The sequence below is a fragment of the Vibrio sp. 10N.222.54.A3 genome (assembly GCF_041474095.1).
In the GTDB taxonomy this organism is placed as follows: domain Bacteria; phylum Pseudomonadota; class Gammaproteobacteria; order Enterobacterales; family Vibrionaceae; genus Vibrio; species Vibrio crassostreae_C.
In genome coordinates, this window is record NZ_JBFRTN010000061.1 from 19,169 (window position 1) to 42,240 (window position 23,072).

At 44.5% G+C, this 23,072-nt stretch carries 24 protein-coding genes; 10 read left to right on the top strand and 14 right to left on the bottom strand.

What is annotated here, in order from left to right; genetic code table 11:
* Positions 1-11 precede the first annotated feature (11 nt).
* The 8 genes from rseP to rpsB all read right to left on the bottom strand — a co-directional run bounded on the left by rseP (position 12) and on the right by rpsB (position 7,603).
* Positions 12-1,370, bottom strand: a complete 1,359-nt coding sequence (gene rseP / locus AB4507_RS13770; protein WP_372182839.1) for a sigma E protease regulator RseP — start codon at positions 1,368-1,370, stop codon at positions 12-14.
* Positions 1,367-2,575 (bottom strand): 1-deoxy-D-xylulose-5-phosphate reductoisomerase, encoded by a 1,209-nt coding sequence (ispC, locus tag AB4507_RS13775; RefSeq protein WP_017060737.1) that lies wholly within the window; start codon positions 2,573-2,575, stop codon positions 1,367-1,369. Before ispC ends, rseP begins: the two co-directional genes overlap by 4 nt.
* A gap of 51 nt (positions 2,576-2,626) precedes the next feature.
* On the bottom strand, positions 2,627-3,469 hold the full coding sequence (locus AB4507_RS13780; protein ID WP_372182840.1) for a phosphatidate cytidylyltransferase: 843 nt from the start codon (positions 3,467-3,469) through the stop codon (positions 2,627-2,629).
* Positions 3,470-3,484: 15 nt separating this feature from the next.
* The gene (locus AB4507_RS13785; protein WP_017063364.1) at positions 3,485-4,237 is read right to left on the bottom strand and encodes an isoprenyl transferase; all 753 of its coding nucleotides are present in this window, start codon (positions 4,235-4,237) and stop codon (positions 3,485-3,487) included.
* A gap of 98 nt (positions 4,238-4,335) precedes the next feature.
* The gene (gene frr, locus AB4507_RS13790; protein WP_017060741.1) at positions 4,336-4,893 is read right to left on the bottom strand and encodes a ribosome recycling factor; all 558 of its coding nucleotides are present in this window, start codon (positions 4,891-4,893) and stop codon (positions 4,336-4,338) included.
* Between the two features lie 98 nt (positions 4,894-4,991).
* Positions 4,992-5,723 (bottom strand): UMP kinase, encoded by a 732-nt coding sequence (pyrH, locus tag AB4507_RS13795; RefSeq protein WP_017060742.1) that lies wholly within the window; start codon positions 5,721-5,723, stop codon positions 4,992-4,994.
* Between the two features lie 161 nt (positions 5,724-5,884).
* Positions 5,885-6,730: a translation elongation factor Ts gene (tsf, locus tag AB4507_RS13800; protein WP_017063361.1), complete on the bottom strand. Its 846-nt coding sequence runs from the start codon at positions 6,728-6,730 to the stop codon at positions 5,885-5,887.
* Positions 6,731-6,871: 141 nt separating this feature from the next.
* Complete coding sequence (rpsB, locus tag AB4507_RS13805) at positions 6,872-7,603, bottom strand: 30S ribosomal protein S2 (protein WP_032546326.1); 732 nt, start codon at positions 7,601-7,603, stop codon at positions 6,872-6,874.
* Between the two features lie 457 nt (positions 7,604-8,060).
* On the opposite strand from rpsB, the gene map reads away from it, so the two are divergent.
* The 3 genes from map (at position 8,061) to AB4507_RS13820 (ending at position 12,264) form a co-directional block, all read left to right on the top strand.
* Positions 8,061-8,939, top strand: a complete 879-nt coding sequence (gene map, locus AB4507_RS13810; RefSeq protein ID WP_017060743.1) for a type I methionyl aminopeptidase — start codon at positions 8,061-8,063, stop codon at positions 8,937-8,939.
* 138 nt (positions 8,940-9,077) lie between these two features.
* A complete protein-coding gene (glnD, locus tag AB4507_RS13815) occupies positions 9,078-11,699 on the top strand; it encodes a bifunctional uridylyltransferase/uridylyl-removing protein GlnD (RefSeq protein ID WP_017060744.1) in 2,622 nt (873 codons plus the stop codon).
* Positions 11,700-11,880: 181 nt separating this feature from the next.
* Positions 11,881-12,264: a DUF3461 family protein gene (locus AB4507_RS13820; protein WP_004734354.1), complete on the top strand. Its 384-nt coding sequence runs from the start codon at positions 11,881-11,883 to the stop codon at positions 12,262-12,264.
* Positions 12,265-12,417: 153 nt separating this feature from the next.
* Here AB4507_RS13820 and truC read toward each other — a convergent pair whose 3' ends face one another.
* Complete coding sequence (gene truC, locus AB4507_RS13825; RefSeq protein ID WP_372182841.1) at positions 12,418-13,167, bottom strand: tRNA pseudouridine(65) synthase TruC; 750 nt, start codon at positions 13,165-13,167, stop codon at positions 12,418-12,420.
* Positions 13,167-13,481 (bottom strand): YqcC family protein, encoded by a 315-nt coding sequence (locus tag AB4507_RS13830; protein ID WP_105057493.1) that lies wholly within the window; start codon positions 13,479-13,481, stop codon positions 13,167-13,169. Before AB4507_RS13830 ends, truC begins: the two co-directional genes overlap by 1 nt.
* A gap of 87 nt (positions 13,482-13,568) precedes the next feature.
* On the opposite strand from AB4507_RS13830, the gene AB4507_RS13835 reads away from it, so the two are divergent.
* Both AB4507_RS13835 and AB4507_RS13840 read left to right on the top strand, forming a co-directional pair.
* Complete coding sequence (locus tag AB4507_RS13835; protein WP_017060747.1) at positions 13,569-14,609, top strand: DUF3549 family protein; 1,041 nt, start codon at positions 13,569-13,571, stop codon at positions 14,607-14,609.
* 84 nt (positions 14,610-14,693) lie between these two features.
* Positions 14,694-15,002 (top strand): DUF3301 domain-containing protein, encoded by a 309-nt coding sequence (locus tag AB4507_RS13840; RefSeq protein ID WP_017060748.1) that lies wholly within the window; start codon positions 14,694-14,696, stop codon positions 15,000-15,002.
* Here AB4507_RS13840 and AB4507_RS13845 read toward each other — a convergent pair.
* Positions 14,968-15,486, bottom strand: a complete 519-nt coding sequence (locus AB4507_RS13845) for a GNAT family N-acetyltransferase (protein ID WP_017060749.1) — start codon at positions 15,484-15,486, stop codon at positions 14,968-14,970. The genes AB4507_RS13840 and AB4507_RS13845 overlap by 35 nt on opposite strands.
* Before the next feature lie 768 nt (positions 15,487-16,254).
* Between AB4507_RS13845 and AB4507_RS13850 the strand changes: the two genes are divergently transcribed.
* Together AB4507_RS13850 and AB4507_RS13855 are read left to right on the top strand one after the other, a co-directional pair.
* Positions 16,255-16,542 (top strand): hypothetical protein, encoded by a 288-nt coding sequence (locus AB4507_RS13850; RefSeq protein ID WP_017069390.1) that lies wholly within the window; start codon positions 16,255-16,257, stop codon positions 16,540-16,542.
* A 54-nt stretch (positions 16,543-16,596) separates the two neighbouring features.
* Positions 16,597-17,040, top strand: coding sequence for a YaiI/YqxD family protein (locus tag AB4507_RS13855; protein WP_017063355.1), 444 nt, complete (start codon positions 16,597-16,599; stop codon positions 17,038-17,040).
* 112 nt (positions 17,041-17,152) lie between these two features.
* On the opposite strand, the gene AB4507_RS13860 is transcribed toward AB4507_RS13855, so the two are convergent.
* The 3 genes from AB4507_RS13860 to AB4507_RS13870 all read right to left on the bottom strand — a co-directional run bounded on the left by AB4507_RS13860 (position 17,153) and on the right by AB4507_RS13870 (position 19,513).
* A complete protein-coding gene (locus tag AB4507_RS13860) occupies positions 17,153-18,739 on the bottom strand; it encodes an AbgT family transporter (protein ID WP_010436458.1) in 1,587 nt (528 codons plus the stop codon).
* Between the two features lie 388 nt (positions 18,740-19,127).
* The gene (gene ykgO, locus AB4507_RS13865; protein WP_010436457.1) at positions 19,128-19,253 is read right to left on the bottom strand and encodes a type B 50S ribosomal protein L36; all 126 of its coding nucleotides are present in this window, start codon (positions 19,251-19,253) and stop codon (positions 19,128-19,130) included.
* Complete coding sequence (locus tag AB4507_RS13870) at positions 19,253-19,513, bottom strand: type B 50S ribosomal protein L31 (RefSeq protein ID WP_136982694.1); 261 nt, start codon at positions 19,511-19,513, stop codon at positions 19,253-19,255. The genes ykgO and AB4507_RS13870 overlap by 1 nt, the downstream gene beginning before the upstream one ends.
* 124 nt (positions 19,514-19,637) lie before the next feature.
* Between AB4507_RS13870 and tsaA the strand changes: the two genes are divergently transcribed.
* The 3 genes from tsaA (at position 19,638) to AB4507_RS13885 (ending at position 23,030) form a co-directional block, all read left to right on the top strand.
* Positions 19,638-20,333 carry a tRNA (N6-threonylcarbamoyladenosine(37)-N6)-methyltransferase TrmO gene (gene tsaA, locus AB4507_RS13875; RefSeq protein ID WP_372182842.1) on the top strand — a complete coding sequence of 232 codons (696 nt, stop codon included), beginning with the start codon at positions 19,638-19,640 and terminating at the stop codon, positions 20,331-20,333.
* 101 nt (positions 20,334-20,434) lie between these two features.
* The gene (locus AB4507_RS13880) at positions 20,435-22,150 is read left to right on the top strand and encodes a proline--tRNA ligase (RefSeq protein ID WP_065584001.1); all 1,716 of its coding nucleotides are present in this window, start codon (positions 20,435-20,437) and stop codon (positions 22,148-22,150) included.
* Positions 22,151-22,340: 190 nt separating this feature from the next.
* Positions 22,341-23,030, top strand: coding sequence for a tellurite resistance TerB family protein (locus tag AB4507_RS13885; RefSeq protein WP_372117502.1), 690 nt, complete (start codon positions 22,341-22,343; stop codon positions 23,028-23,030).
* Positions 23,031-23,072: the final 42 nt, after the last annotated feature.

Here is a 23,072-nt window from a genome sequence, read left to right on the forward strand (position 1 = left end):
TGAGAAACCATTCACAGACGAGTAAAATCGTTAAATATTGCCAGAGCCATCAATGAGAAGAGGATTGCCCCTCCCACTCTGTATCCCATTTCCTGAACTTTCTCAGGTACCGGTTTACGAGTAACGGCCTCAATAGCGAAAAACAGCAAATGTCCGCCATCAAGCATAGGCAGCGGAACCAAATTAATAATCCCTAAGTTAACACTAATCAGAGCCAAAAAGCCCAAGAAGTAAACCAGACCATAATCGGCGGTTGTACCTGCACCTTTAGCGATTGAAATAGGGCCACTCAAGTTGTTTAAGCCAACATCACCAACGATGAGCTTCTTAAGCATTGTCAGTGTCAATCCAATGATTTGACCTGTTTTATCAAATGCTTTTCCTACAGACTCAATTACACCAAATTGTAACTCAAAGCGATAATCTTCTGGCCATTCTGCGACTTCCGGAGCAATACCTGCATAGCCGATTGTCGAACCATCAGAAAGCTCTCGACTTTTTGGTGTCATAACCAATGACTGCTCGGCACCATTTCGCAATACGACCAAGTCCAATGATGCCATTGGATTAGCACGAATTAACTCAACAACCGACTGCCACTGTTCAATAGGTTGACCGTTAATCTCAACAATTTTATCGCCAGCTTCAAGACCTGCATCGTATGCAGCGCCATCATCAATGATTTGAGCCAGTACGGTCGATATCTCTGGAGAATACGGTCTAAAGCCCAGCGTTGTCATTGCAGATTCAGTTTCTGGGTTGAACGACCAGTCTGAAATATCCAATGTCATTTGTTGCTCAAAGCCGATGTCGTCTTGAGAAGCAACCGTCACTGTCATGGATTGATCACCAATGTGCGATATCAACCCCATATTGACTGATTCCCAATCTGCGGTTTTGATTCCTGAAATAGATTTAAGTTCCATTCCAGTTTCAATTCCGGCTTGTGCAGCAATAGATTGTGGAGTGACTTCACCAATCACGGGCTTAACCGCGGGTACGCCAATCAAAAATACTAACCAATATGCAAACACAGCAAAGATGAAGTTAAACGCTGGTCCAGCGCCAACAATCGCGGTTCGCTTCCACAATGGCTTTTTATCAAACGCGTACTGCTGCTCATCTTCTGATAGGTCGTCAACACGACCATCGAGCATCTTAACGTAGCCGCCCAGTGGAATCACTGATAAGCTGTATTCAGTACCATCACGGCCCACTTTACTCCAGATTGATTTACCAAAACCAATCGAGAATTTTTCAACTTTCACACCACAACGACGAGCGACCCAGAAGTGTCCAAACTCATGAACAGCAACCAGAATGCCAAGCGCTACGATAAAAGATGCGAAGTTCCACAGAATTCCACTCATGCTAGCTGCTCTTTAATAAATTGAATGGCTATTTGACGAGACATATTATCGAGCTCGAGAAGGCTTTCCAAGCTATCTAAACCCTCAGAGTTATGTTGTTCACATACTTTGCTCATAACGTGTTCGTTAATGACAGCAATATCGGTAAACTTCACCTGATTGTTCAAGAAAGCATCGACCGCGATCTCGTTTGCTGCATTAATGGCTGTTGTCGCATGCTGACCTAAGTAGCACGCTTCAATCGCTAACCTCAAACACGGGTAACGACTGAAATCTGGTTCTAAGAAGGTAAGCTCACCCACTTTAGTAAAGTCTAAAGGCTTAACACCCGCCTCGGTACGATTAGGGTAAGACATCGTCAAAGCGATTGGCGTTGCCATATCTGGTTCGCCCATTTGAGCAAGCACAGAGCCATCCTTGTACTGAACCATCGAGTGAATCACAGACTGCGGGTGAATGATGACCTTTAACTGCTCCTGAGAAGCATTAAATAGCCATTTCGCTTCAATGTACTCTAGCCCTTTATTCATCATAGTCGCAGAATCGACAGAGATCTTAGGCCCCATAGACCAGTTAGGGTGTGCAATTGCGCGTTCAGGAGTCACTGATTCGAGTTCAGCCACATCGGTATAACGGAAAGGACCACCAGAACCAGTCAGAAGAATATGGTTAATGCCGTTTTCTTCAAGGTTACAGCGGCCTAGGTTAGTTTGTACGTTCTGCGGAAGGCATTGGAAAATAGCATTATGCTCGCTATCGACAGGAAGCAGCTCTGCACCGTATTTTTCCACGGCGTCGATAAACAACTGCCCAGACATCACCAAAGCTTCTTTGTTTGCAAGCAAGATACGCTTGCCCGCTTTAACCGCAGACATAGTAGGAAGTAAACCAGCGGCACCAACAATCGCGGCCATTACCGTGTCCACTTCCTCTAGAGAAGCAACCTGACACATGCCTTCAGTGCCTGAAAGTACTTTTACGTTAGGGTAACTCACGGACAACACTTCAGTCAGTTGAGACGCTGCATCAGAGCAAGCCATAGCAACATAGCTTGGTTGCCACTTTTCAACTAACGCCAGCATCTTTTCAACATTCGAGCCTGCAGCCAGTGCAACCACTGAATAGAGATCTGGGTTTTGCTCAACGACTTTTAGTGTACTTGCACCAATTGAGCCGGTAGCGCCAAGGATAGTTAGATTTCGCATCACATATGACCGTAGAAATGTAATAAAGGGCAGAATCACTGCCCTTTTTTATTAGAATGCTAAATAAAGCAGAGCAAAGACAGGGAATGCAGCCGTTAAGCTATCTATTCTATCTAGTATACCACCATGACCAGGAATCAGATTACTGCTGTCTTTCACCCCAGAAACACGCTTAAACATGCTTTCAACAAGGTCACCTAGAACAGAAATAACAACGGTCACAAGGGTAATAACAATCATGTGAAGTGGGCTTGTGAATTGGATGTCAAACAAGTCAGCAAAGATCCAAGCCACGATCACCGCAGTAATAATGCCACCGATAAGACCTTCAATCGTCTTATTAGGGCTTACCGCTGGTGCCATTTTACGCTTACCAAAACTCTTTCCTGAAAAGTATGCGCCGCTATCTGCAGCCCAAACAAGCAAGCAAACAAACATCACCAGTTTAGCACCGTGGTAAGGATCAGCATCGATACCGTTAGCACGCAGGATAACCACACTCCAGAAGAATGGCAGCAGAGTCAGCACACCAAAGGTGTGACGAAGAAGAGAAGAGTCTTTCCATGCAGGCATAGACTTAGGATAAGTCACCGCCATGCCACTCGCGATTACCCACCAAATCGAGCCAATCGTTAGAATGGCGTAGTGAGCAGTAGACAAGATATTAAGGCTAAATGCATCAAAAGGGATAAAAGCAAAACTTGCAGCACTTACCACAACCGTTGGAATCAACGCTAAATAACGCGATTTGCTTTCAACAAACTGAGTCCACTCCCAAAAACCCAATAGCGAGATTACCGCTAGTGAAAGAATAAATGTAGGAAGTGATAACTCGAAAATACCTAGAATAACTAGGGGAGCTAAAATCAACGCCGTAATAATTCGTTGTTTCAAACCAAAAAATCCTTATTAACTGTCCATCAGAGCTTTAATTTGCTCACCGGTGCATCCAAAACGACGCTCACGGTTAACAAACCAAGTCACAGCTTCTACTAAGCTGTCTTCATTAAAGTCTGGCCAGAATTGTTCAGTGAAATACATTTCGGCGTAAGCCAACTGCCAAAGCATAAAATTACTAATGCGGCATTCGCCACTGGTACGGATAAGTAGATCGACTTCAGGAATATCTGCCATTGTCAGGTGCTGTGTAATCATAGCTTCATCAATGTCATCTACATTAATATCACCAGACTTTACCTGTTGAGCAATAGAGGTCATTGCTTGCTGAATATCCCACTTACCGCCGTAGTTAGCTGCAATATTAATAACCATACCCGTATTGGTGCTAGTCAAAGCTTCCGCTTCTTCTATCTTCTTTTGTAGTCGATCATTGAAACGACTTTTATCACCAATAACACGAAGTTGTAGATTATTTTTATGAAGCTTTTTAACTTCACTCGACAGCACTGAAATAAACAGTTCCATCAAGATACCGACTTCTTCTTCAGGACGACGCCAGTTTTCGCTACTAAATGCAAAAAGAGTAACGGCTTTAATGCCAAGTCTGGCTGCAGAAGAGATAGTTTTACGAACGGCTTGAACACCGTTTTTATGGCCAAAGACGCGAGGCTTGCCCTGAGCTTTTGCCCAGCGACCATTACCATCCATAATGATAGCAATGTGTTTAGGAAGAGAGTCTGTGAACGCTTGAGAATTATGCATAAAAGAGTGAATCAAATTCTAATAGTCGAACAGAGTAGCATAAAAAAACGCTGCACCGTGAGTACAGCGTTTTTCCGGAAAGAAAAGAATATGGAAAATTAAACTTCCATCAACTCTTTTTCTTTAACAGCTAGAACTTCGTCTACGTTCTTAACCGCAGCGTCAGTTAGCTTTTGAATTTCGTCTTGTGCTTTACGATCTTCATCTTCAGAGATTTCTTTATCTTTAAGAAGTGCTTTTAGATCGCCATTCGCGTCACGACGGATGTTACGGATAGCAACACGGCCACCTTCAGCTTCGCCACGAACGATTTTAACTAGGTCTTTACGACGCTCTTCCGTTAGCGGTGGAAGTGGAACACGGATAACCGTACCCGCAGACATAGGGTTTAGGCCTAGGTCAGATGTCAGGATTGCTTTTTCAACTAGAGGAGTCAGTGTTTTATCAAACACTGTAATAGCTAGTGTACGTGCATCTTCAGCGATAACGTTAGCTACTTGAGTCAAAGGCGTTGGAGCACCGTAGTACTCAACAGTAAGACCAGAAAGTAGGCTCGGGTGCGCACGGCCTGTACGAATCTTTTGCAGGCTGTTTTTTAGTGCATCAACACTTTTTACCATGCGCTCTTGAGCGTCTTTTTTGATTTCGTTAATCACAATTTCACCTTGATTATGTTCTTTCTTCAAGAAAGCTTTTTATTTGGAGTGATAAGGATAAGCTTACCAAGGTACAACACCTCAGTAAGCCCGAAAAATTAGTCAGCGTCGCTGATTAATGTACCTTCAGTTTCACCCATAACCACGCGACGTAGTGCGCCTGGTTTATTCATGTTAAATACACGGATTGGCATTTTGTGATCACGTGCTAGCGTAAATGCAGCCAAGTCCATTACTTTAAGTTCTTTATCAAGAACCGTGTTGTAAGACAACGTATCATACAACTCTGCGTCTGGGTTTGCTACAGGGTCAGAAGTAAATACACCATCTACTTTTGTCGCTTTTAGAACTACGTCAGCTTCGATTTCGATACCACGTAGACATGCAGCAGAATCCGTAGTGAAGAATGGGTTACCCGTACCAGCAGAGAAGATCACAACGCGACCTTGACGTAGTTGGCTGATTGCATCTGCCCAGTTGTAGTCGTCACACACACCTTTAAGAGGGATTGCAGACATTACACGTGCGTTTACGTAAGCACGGTGAAGAGCGTCACGCATTGCAAGGCCGTTCATTACCGTTGCAAGCATACCCATGTGGTCACCAACAACGCGGTTCATGCCAGCTTCAGCAAGACCAGCACCACGGAACAAGTTACCGCCACCGATAACAACACCAACTTGAACGCCTAGTTCAACCAATTCTTTTACTTCTTGAGCCATACGATCAAGGATCGTTGGGTCAATACCAAAACCTTCTTCGCCTTGTAGCGCTTCACCGCTAAGTTTTAACAGAATACGTTGATACACTGGTTTAGGGTTCGTAGTCATGGAGTTTACCTTCCAAAGAGTTGATGATTAACAGTCATGGATAAAAACTGAGTAAGTCAGTTTGCATTCATAACCACTAACGTTGCCTTCAAAAATAGTTCACTATTCATAAAAAGACCGCAGCATTTGCCACGGTCTTTTTTCAAACAATACGCTAAGGATTAACCTTTTTGTACCGCTGCAACTTCGTCAGCGAAGCTCATTTCAGCAGCTTTCTCGATACCTTCACCAACTTCTAGACGTACGAAGTTAGATACTGCAGCGCCTTTTTCTTTAAGGATTTCGCCAACAGTTTTCTTAGGTTCCATGATGAAAGCTTGACCAGTTAGAGAGATTTCGCCCGTGAATTTCTTCATACGGCCGATAACCATTTTCTCAGCGATCTCTTGAGGCTTGCCTTCGTTCATAGCGATTTCAACTTGAACTTCTTTCTCTTTAGCAACTACGTCTGCTGGTACGTCTTCTGGGTTAACAAACTCAGGACGAGAAGCAGCAACGTGCATAGCAACGTGCTTAAGAGTTTCAGCTTCGCCTTCACCAGCTACAACAACACCGATTTTCTCACCGTGACGGTAAGAAGCTAGTGCAGCACCTTCAACGTAAGCTACGCGACGGATGTTGATGTTTTCGCCGATTTTAGCAACTAGAGCAACGCGAGTTTCTTCGAACTGTGCTTGTAGCTCTTCTACAGAAGCTTTAGAAGCTACTGCTGCAGCTGCAACTTCTTCTGCAAACGCAGTGAAGCTAGCATCTTTTGCTACGAAGTCAGTTTGGCAGTTAACTTCAAGAAGAACAGCAACACCGTTCTCTTCTTTGATGATGATTGCGCCTTCAGCAGCAACGTTACCAGCTTTCTTAGCTGCTTTCGCTGCGCCAGATTTACGCATGTTTTCAATTGCTAGTTCGATGTCAGCGTTTGCTTCTACAAGCGCTTTCTTACATTCCATCATGCCAGCGCCAGTGCGCTCGCGAAGTTCTTTAACTAGAGCAGCAGTTACAGTTGCCATTCTCTATTCCTCGGTTGATTCGAAAATAAGGTAAAAATCAGGGGCCAAAATGAGGCCCCCGATCTAACTATAACTTAGCTTACATTTAATAAAGATTTCAAAATCTATATTAGCTAAGCCAAGCGTGATTCAGAGCCGCTATTATTCAGCTTCTACAAAACCATCTTTTTCAGCAGCTACAGCAGCAACGTCTTTGTTACGACCTTCTTTAACCGCGTCTGCAGCAGCGTTTAGGTAAAGCTGTACTGCACGGATTGCATCGTCGTTACCTGGGATAACGAAGTCAACGCCGTCTGGGTTAGAGTTAGTATCAACTACAGCGTAAACTGGGATACCTAGGTTGTTTGCTTCTTTAACTGCGATGTGTTCGTGATCAGCATCGATTACGAATAGAGCGTCTGGTAGGCCGCCCATGTTCTTGATACCACCAAGAGACTTCTCTAGCTTCTCCATTTCACGAGTGCGCATTAGAGCTTCTTTCTTAGTTAGCTTGTCGAAAGTACCGTCTTGAGCTTGCGCTTCAAGTTCTTTCAGACGCTTGATAGACTGACGAACAGTTTTGTAGTTCGTTAGCATACCGCCTAACCAGCGGTTGTTAACGTAGAACTGGTTGCTGTTTACAGCAGCTTCTTTAACAGCTTCAGATGCAGCGCGCTTAGTACCAACGAAAAGAACTTTACCTTTCTTCTCACCAACTTTAGCGATTTCTGCTAGAGCTTCGTTGAACATTGGTACAGTTTTTTCTAGGTTGATGATATGTACTTTGTTACGAGCACCAAAGATGAATGGCTTCATTTTTGGGTTCCAGTAACGAGTTTGGTGACCGAAGTGAACACCAGCTTTAAGCATATCGCGCATTGATACAGTTGCCATTTTAAAATCCTCTATGGGGTTAGGCCTCCACATCCCCCATGAATCCGACCCCTAACAACTAACCACTTTTCAGCCGTTATCTGTGTTGTTGAGGCACCCCGGAACATGTGTCGGAATGTGTGTGATTTAAAGAAATAAGTTAGTGGACATAAAGCTTGTTTCGCCAATTGGAGAAAACAGTCCTGATGTCCGGCGCGCTTTATACCATGTTTTGTCTATCTATGGCTAGAAAAAATTCTAAAAATGGCGACTGCTATACTGATCTCTAAAGGTAAATTTTCTCTATAAAATAGTGTCTATATCAAGCAGGTTCTGCATCTGTTAACCGAACATTATTTAATCACGTTAACAGTATCCTCCAGTATTGTACGGACATGGTAATGTTGCGCTAAATTGCTGCACTGATAGAATAGCCCCAATATGCACACTTAGGTGCTACCAAATTAAGAGATATGCAATGGCTGTAAAAATTAAAACTGCTGAAGAAATTGAAAAAATGCGCGTCGCCGGCAAGCTGGCCGCTGACATTATTGAGATGATCGAACCTCACATCCAAGTGGGTACCACGACGGAAGAGCTCAATACGCTTTGTCATGAGTACGCTCTAGAAAGAGGTGCATACTCTGCGCCACTCGATTACCACGGTTTCCCTAAGTCTATCTGTACGTCTATCAATCATATTGTGTGTCACGGCATTCCCGCGTCACAAGACGAGACGGGTAGCACAGGTCAATTCAAACCTGCGGTACTCAAAGATGGCGACATTCTGAACGTTGATATCACAGTTATCATCCCTGATGACGCAAATGCCGATCTTAGTACTCGCCCTCAAGGCTACCACGGTGACACCTCTAAGATGTTCCTAGTGGGTGAGGTTTCACCTGCAAACAAGCGTCTGTGCATGGTTGCTCAAGAAGCACTTTACGAAGGCATGCGCCAAGTTAAGCCAGGTGTTCAACTTGGTCAAATCGGTACTGCTATCGAGAAGTACATCAAAACAAACAACAAGAACAACCCACGCGCTAAGTTCTCTATTGTTAAAGATTACTGTGGTCACGGCATTGGTTCTGAATTCCACGAAGATCCACAAGTAGTTCACTACAAGAACAGCGATCGCACCGTACTAAAAGCAGGCATGTGCTTCACTATCGAGCCAATGATCAACGCGGGTAAGTTTGGCTGTCGTCTTGATGACGAAGATAGCTGGACAGTATACACAGCAGACAGCAAGAACTCGGCTCAATGGGAGCACACTCTGGTTGTAACTGATACTGGTTGTGAAGTACTAACACTGCGCAGCGATGATACAATCCCACGTATCATGAAGAACGCTTAGTTCACCGAACTGAGCGCATCAGCCTTTTAAAAATATCCTCGCATTGTCGAGGATATTTTTTATCCACTCAATTTCGATTTTCCATCAGCTTCTGTTAAATTGTTTACTATTCTCATTTGCTTGCACGGATAGCAGACTATGCCTTATCAATGCCCTCTTACGTTCAATGACGAACAAATTGAAATCTGCGAATTAAAAAATCAGCTCGAGATCTTCACGCAGTATCAAAAAAATGAATTTCTGAACCACCATCCCGTCACCGATTTGGTTCTACTGCGCTCCGAATACATGGATTTACTTCTCAATCGTTTGTGGGAAAATTTCGGATTCAACAAACTGCCTCATATTTCACTTGTCGCAGTGGGTGGTTATGGTCGTGGCGAACTGCATCCTTTGTCTGACATTGATATTCTCATTGTCTCGCAAAAAACACTACCACCAGCTCTTGGTGAAAAGGTCAGTCAATTCATTACTCTACTTTGGGATTTAAAGCTCGAAGTTGGCCATGCTGTGCGAACTATTACTGAGTGTCTCGATATCGGCACCGATGATTTAACCGTCGCGACCAACCTACAAGAGTCGCGATTGTTATGTGGTAGTGAAGACACTTTCCAAGAACTAAAACTGAAGATTCATTCCGATTCATTTTGGCCAAGTGAGACGTTTTACAAAGCCAAGATTCAAGAACAGAGAGAGCGTCATGCTCGCTACCACGACACCACCTATAATTTAGAACCGGACATCAAATCGACTCCGGGAGGGCTCAGAGACATCCATACCCTGAGCTGGGTTGCGCGTCGCCACTTCGGCGCGACCTCTTTGTTAGAGATGAGCAAATACGGCTTTCTGACCGATGCTGAATATCGTGAGCTCGTTGAGTGCCAAGATTTTTTATGGCGTGTTCGCTTTGCATTGCATATTGAACTGCGCCGTTACGACAACCGTTTAACGTTCGCGCATCAAGCTCAAGTCGCTGAACATCTGGGTTATACGGGTGAAGGAAACCGTGGTGTTGAGATGATGATGAAAGAGTTCTACCGAACCCTTCGTCGTGTTGCTGAACTGAATAAGATGCTGCTTAAGCTGTTCGATCAAGCGATCATCAATGGCGGTCAAACCCAAGACGCTGAAATTCTCGATAGTGATTTCCAACGTCGAGGTTCGTTGATCGAAGCGCGCAAGCCTGCCCTATTCCAAGCAAGACCAGAAACCATTCTCGATATGTTCATCCATATCGCCAATGACTCGACTATCGAAGGGGTAAGTCCACCAACATTGCGACAACTGCGTACGGCACGCCGTCGATTGAACCGATTCCTGCATACCATTCCTGAAGCTCGTGACAAGTTCATGGATCTAGTTCGCCACCCTAATGCCCTGCACAAAGCCTTTAGCTTAATGCACAAATTGGGCGTGCTCTCTGCGTACTTACCGCAGTGGAGCCAGATCGTTGGTCAGATGCAGTTTGACCTATTCCATGTTTACACCGTGGATGAGCACAGTATCCGCCTGCTCAAGCACATCAACCGCTTTGGTCAAATCGAAAACCACGATAAGCACCCTATCTGCTGTGAAGTCTATCCTCGAGTACAGAAGAAAGAGTTGCTGATCCTTGCCGCTATCTTCCATGACATCGGCAAAGGCCGCGGCGGAGACCACTCTGAGATAGGTGCGGTTGAGGCTTACTCTTTCTGTATTGAACACGGGCTATCGAAGCCTGAAGCCAAACAAGTCGCGTGGTTGGTACAAAATCACCTATTGATGTCAGTAACGGCTCAACGTCGTGATATCTACGACCCAGATGTGATCACCGAATTCGCCAAAAAAGTGCGTGATGAAGAATCACTCGAGCTACTGGTTTGTTTAACCGTTGCCGATATCTGTGCGACTAACCCTGAGCTATGGAACAGTTGGAAACGAACCCTGTTAGCTGAGCTGTTCCACTCAACGCAGCGAGCACTGCGCCGCGGCTTGGAAAACCCTGTCGATGTCAGAGACCGTATTCGTCACAACCAACAAATGGCATCAGCACTGCTGCGTAAAGAAGGCTTCACCGCTCGTGAGATTGAAGTGTTGTGGCAACGCTTTAAGGCCGATTATTTCTTGCGTCACACACATAAACAAATCGCTTGGCACTGTGAGCACTTACTTCGCCTAGAAGACCCAAGCCAACCGTTAGTGCTGATCAGTAAGAAAGCGACGCGCGGTGGCACAGAAGTGTTCGTTTATTGTAAAGACCAAGCAGCACTGTTTGCGACCGTGGTTGCCGAACTCGACAGACGTAACTTTAACGTTCATGACGCGCAGGTCATGGTTAGCAAAGATGGTCATGTTTTGGATACCTTTATCGTACTAGACCAGCACGGCGAAGCGATTGATGAAGCAAGACACAAAGCCGTTGCTAAACATCTGACTCATGTATTGACTGATGGCCGCCCGACTAAGATTAAGACGCGTCGCACGCCACGTAACTTGCAACACTTTAAGGTCAAAACCTTAGTTGAGTTCCTACCAACCAAGAGCAAGAAACGTACCTTGATGGAGTTAAGAGCTCTTGATACGCCGGGGTTATTGGCTCAAGTCGGTGCAACCTTTGCGGAGCTAGACATCAACTTGCACGGTGCCAAAATCACCACCATAGGTGAGCGAGCAGAGGATCTGTTTATTCTGACCAGTGAAGCGGGAGGAAGGCTGTCTGAAGAACAAGAACAGGCACTAAGAGAACGATTAACCGAGCACGTTTCTGAACTCGCACCTTAGAAAGCGAATTCAGTCTAAAAACAGGTTTAATAACCAAATAAGTGTGGGCAAAGATAGAGAGCGATCTTGCCCACAACTTACAATCAATTCACAGATATCAACTATCTAGCTCGTCGTTAGGCTGCTACATTGATCAAGTCAATTACATAAAAGTATTACATTCATAACCTAGAGGTCGCTTATGTATCCAAACCTCACTGGCTTAGGTATCCACGAACCTAAACAGATTGAACGTTACTCCCTTCGCCAAGAAGCGCACAAAGATATCCTGAAGATTTACTTTCGTAAGCAGAAAGGGGAACTGTTCGCGAAAAGCGTTAAATTTAAGTACCCACGACAAGTAAAAAGTGTGCTTGTTAGCGGTGGCAATAATCAATACAAAGAAGTGACAGAGATTAACCGCAACCTCACTCTTGTGATTGATGAACTCAACAAAATCACCAAACCGACGCCAACGGCTGAGGTGGATGTGAAGCAGAAGATCCTTACCGACTTACGCCATCTAGAGAAAGTGGTATCAAGCAAGATCGCTGAGATCGAAGCTGATCTAGAAAAGCTAAAATGATCCCGCGACTAACTATTACTGTTAACTAACCAACATTAGTTATGCCGTTAAGGTTATACAGATACAAAAAGGGCTGATATCACTATCAGCCCTTTGTTTTTTATTCTATTTTCTCTATTCACTTAGACTGGAGATTGCCTAAACACGCGAGACTTACTTAGACAAGCAAGTTTGAGCATCGATTAAGTTAGTATCCCACTCAAAGGCTTCAAATAACTGTAGCCAAGTTTCATCGAGGCTTGCCTTCATCACCAACTCTTCTTTAGTGAAAGGGTGAATAAAGCGCAACTCTGAAGCGTGCAGTAACAAACGGTGTGAATCCAAGTTTTCACGGAACAAGCGGTTATGCTTGCCATCACCATGTGAAGTATCACCAACAATTGGGTGTCTTAGGTGAGCCATATGACGGCGCAGCTGATGTTTACGGCCTGTCTTTGGCATCATCTCAACCAAGCAGTAGCGGCTCGTAGGAAAGCGTCCTGTTGAATATGGCACTTCTACTTTTGCTAGCGGTTCATAGACTGTCACTGCCTCTTGCGCTTCTTTGTCTTCTTTCGCGAACTTATCTGCGATCTTATCCAGCTCAACCTTAAGTGCATAATCGAGCGTATCGCCCTCTTCTATCCAACCACGGACAATCGCATGATAGGTTTTTTGCATCTCATGATTAGCGAACATTGGCATCACCTGTGAAGCAACCTCACTCGACAACGCAAACACCAACACACCCGATGTCGGTCTGTCTAAGCGGTGTAATGGAAATACATGCTGACCAATTTGATCGCGCAATGTCTGCATAACAAATTGCGTTTCGTGTTTATCCAACCATGAACGATGCACTAGCATGCCAGCGGGCTTATTCACCGCGACAAAGTACTCATCTTGATAAATGATCTCTAACATTACGCACATACCTCATCAATGCTCTGAATCGTCACTAGTAGCTCAGCTTTGTCTGCCTCATTTTTCCACACTTCACCAAAATATGGATGAATAGCAAACCCCTTAGGTAAAGGCATTTGCGCATCAATCATCGCATTAATCTTGACGATGAAGATCCACTGTAGCCACTCTTCGGGTTGCAGTGAATCGATAGCAAAAGGTTCAACGCTCGCCAGAGCTTCATCCGACGGTGCAACGCTACTCCATAGGGAGCATTGGCGCATTTGTTGTTCTAATTGTTGAAGTAATGGAGGTAACTTTGTGGCAGCTGTCATTTTTCACCAAGTTATTTATCTAGTGACCTTGAAATTGGGGCATAGAGTACCATCTATTGAGGAAAGAAAGTTAGGAGCTTTATTACTATGGAAACCATTCACACGCTCACTCAGTTATTGAAGAATAGCGGTTGCCAATACGATATCTACGACCTAGGTCGCCGTATTCAGAAGATCGACAACACCTTATTCTCTGATGTTGAGCAAGGGAAACAGCCGTACCCATTTCCACTTCAGAAACAAGCTCACTTAGCGATTAGTTACTGGAACGAACACAAGCAACCTTGGATCTGGTTCCTAAAATTCAAACTGGACGAAAGAGGCCTACTACATCAAGGTGATGTCGGCAATTTCCTTAAGTTTGTTATCGAAGCGATGGGCACACGTTTGAACGGTGAGATCAGCGAAGAGCAACAACAAAAGCTGTCAAACAACCCATATACCTTCAAGCCTTCAGAAGACAAAATGGCCGTGTTCCATAGCCAAGTAAGAGCAGGTTTAGACCTTGCAACGAGCCAATACTACGAACACGCTCAACACTACTTCACAGGCGATCTAGGCTGGGACAACTGGAAAACCGTTGGCCTACAAGGCATCACTGATATGTGTGCTCGTTTAGGCAGCCAACAAAATGGTGTCGCGATTCGCAAAGCATTGAATAAGCTGCCTTCAGAACCTCTATACGCGACTCTCGGGGCGCTTGAGCATACGCAAATCAATGACAAGCTCGCTCAACGCTTACAAGAAATGGCAGAGAATGAGATTAACAGTCAAGAGCCAGATCTGTTCTTACTGTCAGCACTGGTACGTGCCCTTTCTGGCGCAGAGCAAAGCACAACCAACGCCGTAATTAACCAAGTTCTGGCTAGCCCGCGCTTAAGCCACCAAGAAGTATTGATTGGTTTGGCTGGTCGCAGCTGGCACGCACTGCAAGATCCTGCGATTGCTGAGCAGTTCTTGCTGCGTCTCGCACAAACGGGCAACCAAAACTTGTTCAATCAGTTATTTGCAGATTTAGTGATGATTCCGACACTGAGAATGGTATTTTTACCATTGTTGAACTCGAACCCATCACCAGAACTCGCCAATGCACTTGTAGAATTACAACAAGCGGCTAAGTCGCAATAGATACCAGACAGAACAGCTCAGTAGCTCATAACAAAAAGCTCAAATCACGAACGGAATAGAGAGATAAAAGGAAGTATGGATTAAATGATAGATAACTTATTGGCTATTTTGATGCTGTGCTTCTTTTGCTTTCTGTTTTGGCAACAGCGCAGGCAATCCGAGCTTGCGAAAGCTGCCATTGCGAGAAAATGTAAAGAGCTCGACTTACAGCTATTAAGTGTTGCCTTTAGTGGTCATAAACTTAAGATGCGCCATGAGCTCACCACCATTTGGCGCTGGCACACCGTGTATCAATTTGAGTTTTCAGCGTTAGGTGATGACCTGTACCAAGGGAAACTGACCATGGTGGGCTTCCGTTCTATGCGGTTTGAGCTACAGCCTCATAGAATGTAACGTCGCAATACGCGGTATAACTATATTCATGATAAGGGCCAAACTGATCTTGTTTGGTCTCTTTAAATGCAAAGCCTAACTTTTCAAGTAACTTAATTGATGGGTTATGACCAACATTAACGGTCGCGACAACATTCGTTAGGTGTTCTTCAAAACAAACCAAACTAAAGAAAGGTTTTAGCACTTCACTAGCAAGGCCTTGATTCCAAAACTCCTTGTCCAGAATAAATCCCAGTTCATGCTTCCCTTCTTCAGACGAAACAAACAAATGCCCGAGGTATTCGCGGGTTTGGTTGTGGATAATGGCTCGGCAAAAACCAACGTTGTCGTTCAGTATTTCTTGAAATAGGTGTTTTGCAGAGGCAATAGAATGCGGCCCGTTCATTTCAGCACGATTGATGGGGCAGCAATTCAACTTGATAAAGTCATGTTCTAACTGCTCGGTATAAGGTACCAACAGCGTTCTTGAGGTTGCTATCGTCATAAAACACTCCTTGTGTTGACCATTAGCAGAAAAGCAGATGTCGCGTGCTTAGATAAAAGCTCCTGAATTAAAGAGAGCCCCTAGATAGAGAAAAAGCCTTAGGAAAAGAAAAGCCCCGACACCGAAGTGTCAGGGCTAGGGTCTTACTCGCAGCAGTCCGGCTACTAATTAATGCTCCATGCATCATCCATAATAGTGGCTGTAATCCTTCAGCTCTTTCCTTTACTTCGCCGTCCTAGCGGTGTCCAATCATCCTGAAAGCTAACAATCCTAGTTAGCGCACATCACTTGTTCCGTGAGCGGTGTCCTTTACATCGTCCTGATGCTAATCCAACCCTTTAATCCTAAAGGTGTCCATTGTCATTCCGTTGCAGCTAACTTCCTGTTAACTGACTGTATCCCTACAATGTCCTTACGCTCCATGCTTGATCACTCAATCCCAAGTAACCAAATCTTCATCCTGAAGATAACCAAATCCTTGGTGCTTTCCTGTTCCGTGTCAGAATCCTTCCGACAAGGTTTAATTTACGCGATTTAGGATTTCGGACAATAGATTTGCATCACATTTTGAATTCAAGAAAGTTGTTAATTATATAAAACAATTAAAATTCAACACCTTAACCATGTGAGCATCAATCTCTCTAGCGATGTATTCGTGTTATCTCACAACCTTTGTAAGAGATCTCTCACAAGCCATGGGCGGTTTTATGATTCGCTATCATTCACCAGAGCGAGTAAAATGACTAAAGACTAAAAATGGAGATCAACATGCTGACAAAAGATGTTTCTGAAGAGTTGAAATCAGTGCTTGAAGGACTGCAAGCGCAAGGGAAAGAGCCGACAGTTGCTTTAGTTAAGGCTCGTATGAGCACATCCGTTCCGATGCCCGCTTTAATCACGACCATCAAGAGCTGGAAAAGCGCAAATCGTGTTCCTAAAGTTGAAGTCGCGACACAAGAAGAGCCAGCACTTGATCGTGTTAGCCAACTGGAAAAGCAAATCCTTGAACTCACTGCTCGCGTTGCCATGCTTGAAGCTAAACTAACTGATCAATAAGGCAACTGAGCAATAAGTTGACCGATAAATAAGCTAACAGAGAAATAGAACACTATGAAGATATGGGTTGATGCGGACGCTTGTCCAAAGGTTATCCGAGAAACAATCGTACGCGCAGCTGAGCGCACAGGGGTTGAATGTACCTTTGTGGCAAACCATCTGGTTCCCGTTCCTAAACGCAATAACATTCACTCAATTCAAGTGCCAAGCGGGTTTGATATTGCTGATGATGAAATCGTAAAGCGCACTGAACCCGGCGATCTTGTGATTACATCCGACATCCCTCTGGCTGACGAAGTGATCACTAAAGGTGGGCAAGCACTCAGCTCTCGTGGTGAGCTTTACACCAAAGAGACTATTAAAGCGCGTCTGAACATTCGTGACTTTATGGATACCATGCGCTCAAGTGGCATCCAAACGGGTGGACCAAGTGCCCTTTCTCAAACCGACCGTCGTGAGTTCGCAAACCACTTAGATAGAATTCTAGCCAAACGCTAGCTGGCTCATCCGAGCTTAACCTAGTTCTATCTCTCCATAAAAAATCAAAAAACCTGCAAACAATGCAGGTTTTTTTAATATCAATTAGAAGAAGGTTTCCCCTACTCTACAACTAAGGCGTGTAGTACGTTGCAGCGCCTGGACCTACTGGTAGACCGAATACGAATACCCATAGGTAGAACAAGATGCTCCAACCAAACATGAATACCATTGAGTAAGGCAACATTGTCGCGATCAGTGTACCGATACCTAGGTTCTTCATGTAGCGAGTTGCTACGGCAAGGATAAGACCGAAGTAGCTCATCATTGGTGTAATGATGTTGGTTGTTGAATCACCGATACGGTAAGCCGCTTGAATCGTTTCAGGTGCGTAGCCTACTAGCATTAGCATTGGAACGAAGATTGGTGCTGTTACTGCCCACTGTGCAGAAGCTGAACCGATCATCAGGTTAATGAAACCACACATTAGGATGAATGCGAAGAACAACATTGGACCCGTTAGGCCGATATCCTGAAGGAATGTTGCGCCGCCTACAGCAACCACTTGACCAAAGTTCGTCCACTTAAAGAAAGCAACAAACTGTGCAGCAAAGAATACAAGAACGATGTACATGCCCATTGAAGACATCGACGTTGCCATTGCATTAATCACATCACGGTCATTCTTCATTGAACCGGTAATTTTGCCGTAAACAAAACCAGGAATAGCAAAGAATACAAAGATAAACGCGACGATACTTTTCAGGAATGGAGAGCCTGAAATCGTGCCCGCCTCTGAACGTAGAACACCGTCAGCAGGAACAACAGTCCAAGCTAAAAGCGCACTCACGATTAATACAGCGACACCCGCCAATCTAAGGCCTTTCTTCTCAATAGCAGTAAGCTTACCCATTGAGTCATTTGAAAGATCTTCAGACGCGTCTTCGACATTGTATTTACCCAGTTTAGGTTCAACAATCTTCTCTGTTACCAATGCGCCGGCAATCGAGATAAAGAAGGTCGAAATAAACATGAAGTACCAGTTTGATTCAGGGCCAACAGAGTAAGATGGATCAAGCATTTGTGCTGCTGTTTCTGTGATACCAGAAAGCAGTGGATCAACCGTACCGATAAGTAGATTTGCAGAATAACCACCAGATACACCAGCAAATGCTGCCGCTAGACCTGCTAATGGGTGACGACCCAATGAGTGGAAAAGCATTGCTGCAAGAGGGATAAGTACTACGTAACCCAGCTCTGAAGCCGTGTTAGAGATAATACCGGCAAATACCACGGTTACAGTAACCATGCGCTGAGATGCGCCCATTACCATGCCGCGCATTGCCGCAGATAATAGACCTGAGTGCTCAGCAATCGCAACACCTAGCATTGCAACAAGTACAGTACCAAGTGGCGCAAAGCCAACAAAGTTCGAAACTAGATTCGTTACGATGAGTTGTAAGCCTTCAGCATTAAGTAAGCTTACAACGTGGATCATACCATCAGCAGCACGACCACTAGCACCTTCAGGGCGAGGGTCCATGACAGACACTTCAAAGTAACCAGCAATACCTGAAGAAACTAGGATTGCGACACAGAAGATAGCAAAAAGAGTGATTGGGTGGGGTAAAAGGTTCCCCAAATATTCAACGCTGTCTAAAAAGCGTGTGAAAATAGGTTTTTTTGGTGCGTTGTTTTTTATTGAAGCAGATGAACTCATCTGTTCCCTCCTTGTGTAGTGATTCCTGTGCAATTGTGACAAAGATGTTCAAATTGCCAGCGAAGGGTACGCGACAAAAATATCAATTAGAAATTCAAAATGTTACAAAGTGTGTAACAAACGACGACTTTTAACTCTATTTGAACAATTAATTAGCAAATAAATCTACATTAAACACAAAAACTAGATTTATAATTTACAACAACGCATTCACTAGAAATATAACTCACAATATAACCCATTGATTCACTTGAAAATAAAATACATCGTACGTTAAATACACACTCGATATCCGGTTAAGTTCCTCTCGAAGGAAAAGAAAAACAGACAAATGAATGAAGTTTGACTTTCCCCTCGTTTTTACACACATGTCACATCATATTGACGGTTATTTTTGAACCGCTTTAAATCTTGGATTGGATTTACAGATCACATAGTGACGCCCTCTACGCTTAACTATCTGGCAATCAGGGTGACGGCTTTTCGCACTTTTAAGTGATTTAACAACTTTCATTATTTAGCTCCCTTACCTAATTGACCAAAACGACGAGTGAAGTTCGCAACGCGTCCCTCTTTATGTAGCACTCGTTGTTTGCCCGTATAGAAAGGATGCGACTTTGGCGACACCTCAATCGTGAAGTAAGGGCAAGTATTGCCGACTTCCCATTCGATAGTACGGTCTGTTTTTAGCGTTGAGCCGATTAAGAAGTACTCATCGACACTGGTGTCATGAAAAACCACGGGACGGTAATCTGGATGGATATTCGGTTTCATTGTATTCCCCTTAAATAACCAACTTGATATGTTATAACACTACAAGTGACAATTGTTATCAAAAGAAAAACAAGCGATTTTATGATATTTTTCCGTCTTAATCGTAATCAGAGAACACCCAACTATGTACACAATTGAACCTGTTGGCTTTATTGAGTCTCCTTATAAAGAGAAGTTCGCTGTGCCAAGGCAGCCCAGGTTGGTACCCACATCCACCTCAAGAGTCAGATTGGTTGATGCAGCAAACTGCCTTGAGTCTGTTCGTGATATAGAGCAATTTAGCCATGTTTGGTTACTATTTCTGTTCGACAAGAACCTTGAAGCAGGCTGGAAACCAACTGTGAGGCCACCTCGCCTTGGCGGGAATGAACGTATTGGTGTATTCGCGTCACGTGCCACATTCAGACCAAATGGAATTGGCATGTCTGCGGTTGAACTAAAAGGTGTGTCTCAAGAGAAAGGACAGACTTGGTTGGATCTCGGCAGCGTCGACTTAGTAGACGGTACACCGATCATCGACATCAAGCCTTATATCCCCTATTCAGATTCGATTCCGGATGCATTGGGAGGGTTTGCCGCCGATGAACCAGAAGTGTTAGATGTGAACTTCTCTCAGCAAGCCCAAAGTAAGCTGTCTGGTCACCCGCAGGCACGCCATATCATTCAAGTGATCAAAGAAGTGCTTGGTCAAGATCCGCGACCTGCCTATAAAAAAGGCAAGCCAGACAGTAAGGAATATGCGGTAAATTTGTTCGATCTTAACGTGAAATTCGTTGTTGAGGCGCTTTTCATCAATGTAACTGACATTGAACGCTTTTGAGATCCCAAATAGGCTGATATTATATACGGCTATATCAGATTTGCTGTCGTCACTCACTGCAGCAAATTTTCTTTTATCAATGATGAAACGGATACCATAGAATGCGTACCAGTAACTACCTTCTTTCTACTCTGAAAGAGACTCCAAACGACGCAGAAGTTATCAGCCACCAGCTGATGCTACGTGCAGGTATGATCCGTAAGCTAGCTTCAGGTTTATATACTTGGCTACCTACTGGTCTACGTGTACTGCGTAAAGTCGAAAATATCGTTCGCCAAGAGATCGATAATGCAGGTGCCGTTGAAATCTTGATGCCCGTAGTTCAACCGTTTGAGCTTTGGGAAGAGACTGGCCGTTCTGAAAAGATGGGGCCTGAGCTACTTCGTTTCACAGACCGTCACTCTCGTCCATTTGTTCTTAGCCCAACAGCTGAAGAAGTGGTAACGAGTCTAGTACGTAACGAGATCAGCTCTTACAAACAGCTACCTCTAAATCTGTACCAAATCCAGACTAAATTCCGTGATGAGCGCCGCCCTCGTTTTGGCGTAATGCGTGCACGTGAATTCTCTATGATGGATGCGTACAGCTTTGATATCGACAAAGAAGGCTTAGAAAAGTCTTACCAAGCGATGCACGATGCTTACTGTAAAGCATTTGACCGTATGGGCCTTGAATACCGTCCAGTATTGGCAGACTCTGGCGCAATCGGCGGCAGCGGCTCTCAAGAGTTCCACGTTCTTGCTGAAAGCGGCGAAGACCTAATCGCATTCTCAACTGAGTCAGATTACGCAGCAAACATCGAAAAAGCAGAAGCACTTGCTCCTACTGAAGATGCAGCAGCACCAACTCAAGAGATGGAACTGGTTGATACACCAAATGCGAAAACTATCGCAGAATTGGTAGAGCAACACGGTCTAGCAATCGAGAAGACAGTTAAGACTCTATTCGTTAAAGCATCTGATGAAGTAGAAGCAGATATCATTGCTCTAATCATCCGTGGTGACCACGAGCTTAACGAAGTGAAAGCAGAAAACCTTCCACAGGTTGCTTCTCCATTAGAGATGGCTTCTGAAGAAGAAATCCGTGCACTTGTTGGCGCTGGTCCTGGTTCACTTGGCCCTGTTGGCCTAGAGCTACCATTCATCGTTGACCGCTCAGTTGCTGTAATGAGTGACTTCGGCGCTGGTGCAAACGTAGACGGTAAGCACTACTTCGGAATTAACTGGGGTCGTGACGTTGAGCTTGCTCAAGTTGAAGACCTACGTAACGTAGTTGAAGGTGACCTTAGCCCATGTGGTAAAGGTACTATCCAGCTTAAGCGTGGTATCGAAGTGGGTCACATCTTCCAACTAGGTAATACTTACTCTAAAGCAATGAACTGTAACGTGCTTGGTCCTGATGGTAAGAGCGTAATCCTAGAGATGGGTTGTTACGGTATCGGTGTTTCACGTGTTGTTGCATCTGCTATCGAGCAAAACCACGATAAATTCGGTATCACTTGGCCAGACGCACTAGCGCCGTTCCAAGTTGCTATCGTACCAATGAACATGCACAAATCAGAGCGCGTTAAAGAAGCAGCTGAGAAGCTATACGCTGAATTAACAGCTATGGGTATCGAAGTTTTATTCGATGACCGTAAAGAGCGCCCTGGTGTTATGTTTAAAGATATCGAGCTTGTGGGTATCCCTCACACTATCGTTATCGGCGATCGCAGCATGGACGAAGGTAACTTCGAATACAAAAACCGTCGTACTGGTGATAAAGAAGCTATCGCAATGGACACGGTTATCGAGCACCTTAAGGCTCAACTAGCTTAGTAATCCGATTACTGACTAGATAAACATTGAAAGGCTGCCGTTAGGTGGCCTTTTTTGTGCCTGTCATTTCGCTTCAAACTCCCTTCTATTTATCAGTAGAGTAAATAACGTAAGTTAATCCCCTGTTCATCTTTAAATCCGTATATTGGTGTCATCAACTTTTTGGACATGCTCACCATTGGAGGTATCGATGGATATCAAAAGCTTACTGAACCAAGCACTTAAATCAGATCTCGTAAAACAAGGTACTCAGAAACTTTCACAAGGGTCTTCAAGTTTAAGTGGCCTTTCTCAAGGCAGCAATAGCAAGAGTAGCAGTAAAAGTACACTCGGAGCCTTCGGTGCAGGCGCAGTTGGCGGAGGACTGTTAGGTGCGTTAATGGGCTCTAAGAAGACTAAGAAAATGGGTAAGAAAGCGGCTGGGATTGGCGGCGCAGCAGCACTGGGCGCTTTGGCTTATAAAGTCTACAACGACTACCAGTCCAAACAAGGCCAGACACCTAACGCCGAACAGGCTCAGTTTGATGAAAATGATGCAAACCACAGCGTGCTGATTCTACGATCGATGATTGCCGCGTCTAAAGCTGATGGCCATGTTGATGAAGAAGAGATGGCTAAGATAGAGCAAGCCGTCGAGAATATGGGCGCTGATTATCAACTGACTAAATTGGTCTCTGAAGAACTGCATAAGCCACTCGACCCAAGCGAAATCGCTCAACTGGCAACGTCACCTCAACAGGCAAGTGAGATCTACTTAGCCTCTTTGATTGTGGCCGACGAACAGAATTTCATGGAAAAGGCGTACCTGAAAGAGCTCACGAAACAGCTCAATCTTGCTGATGAAGTCACCTATCAACTTGAACAACAAGTCTCTGGCTAATCGGCAAGTACCAAACGAAGCCGTAAAGAACGGCCTAAGCAG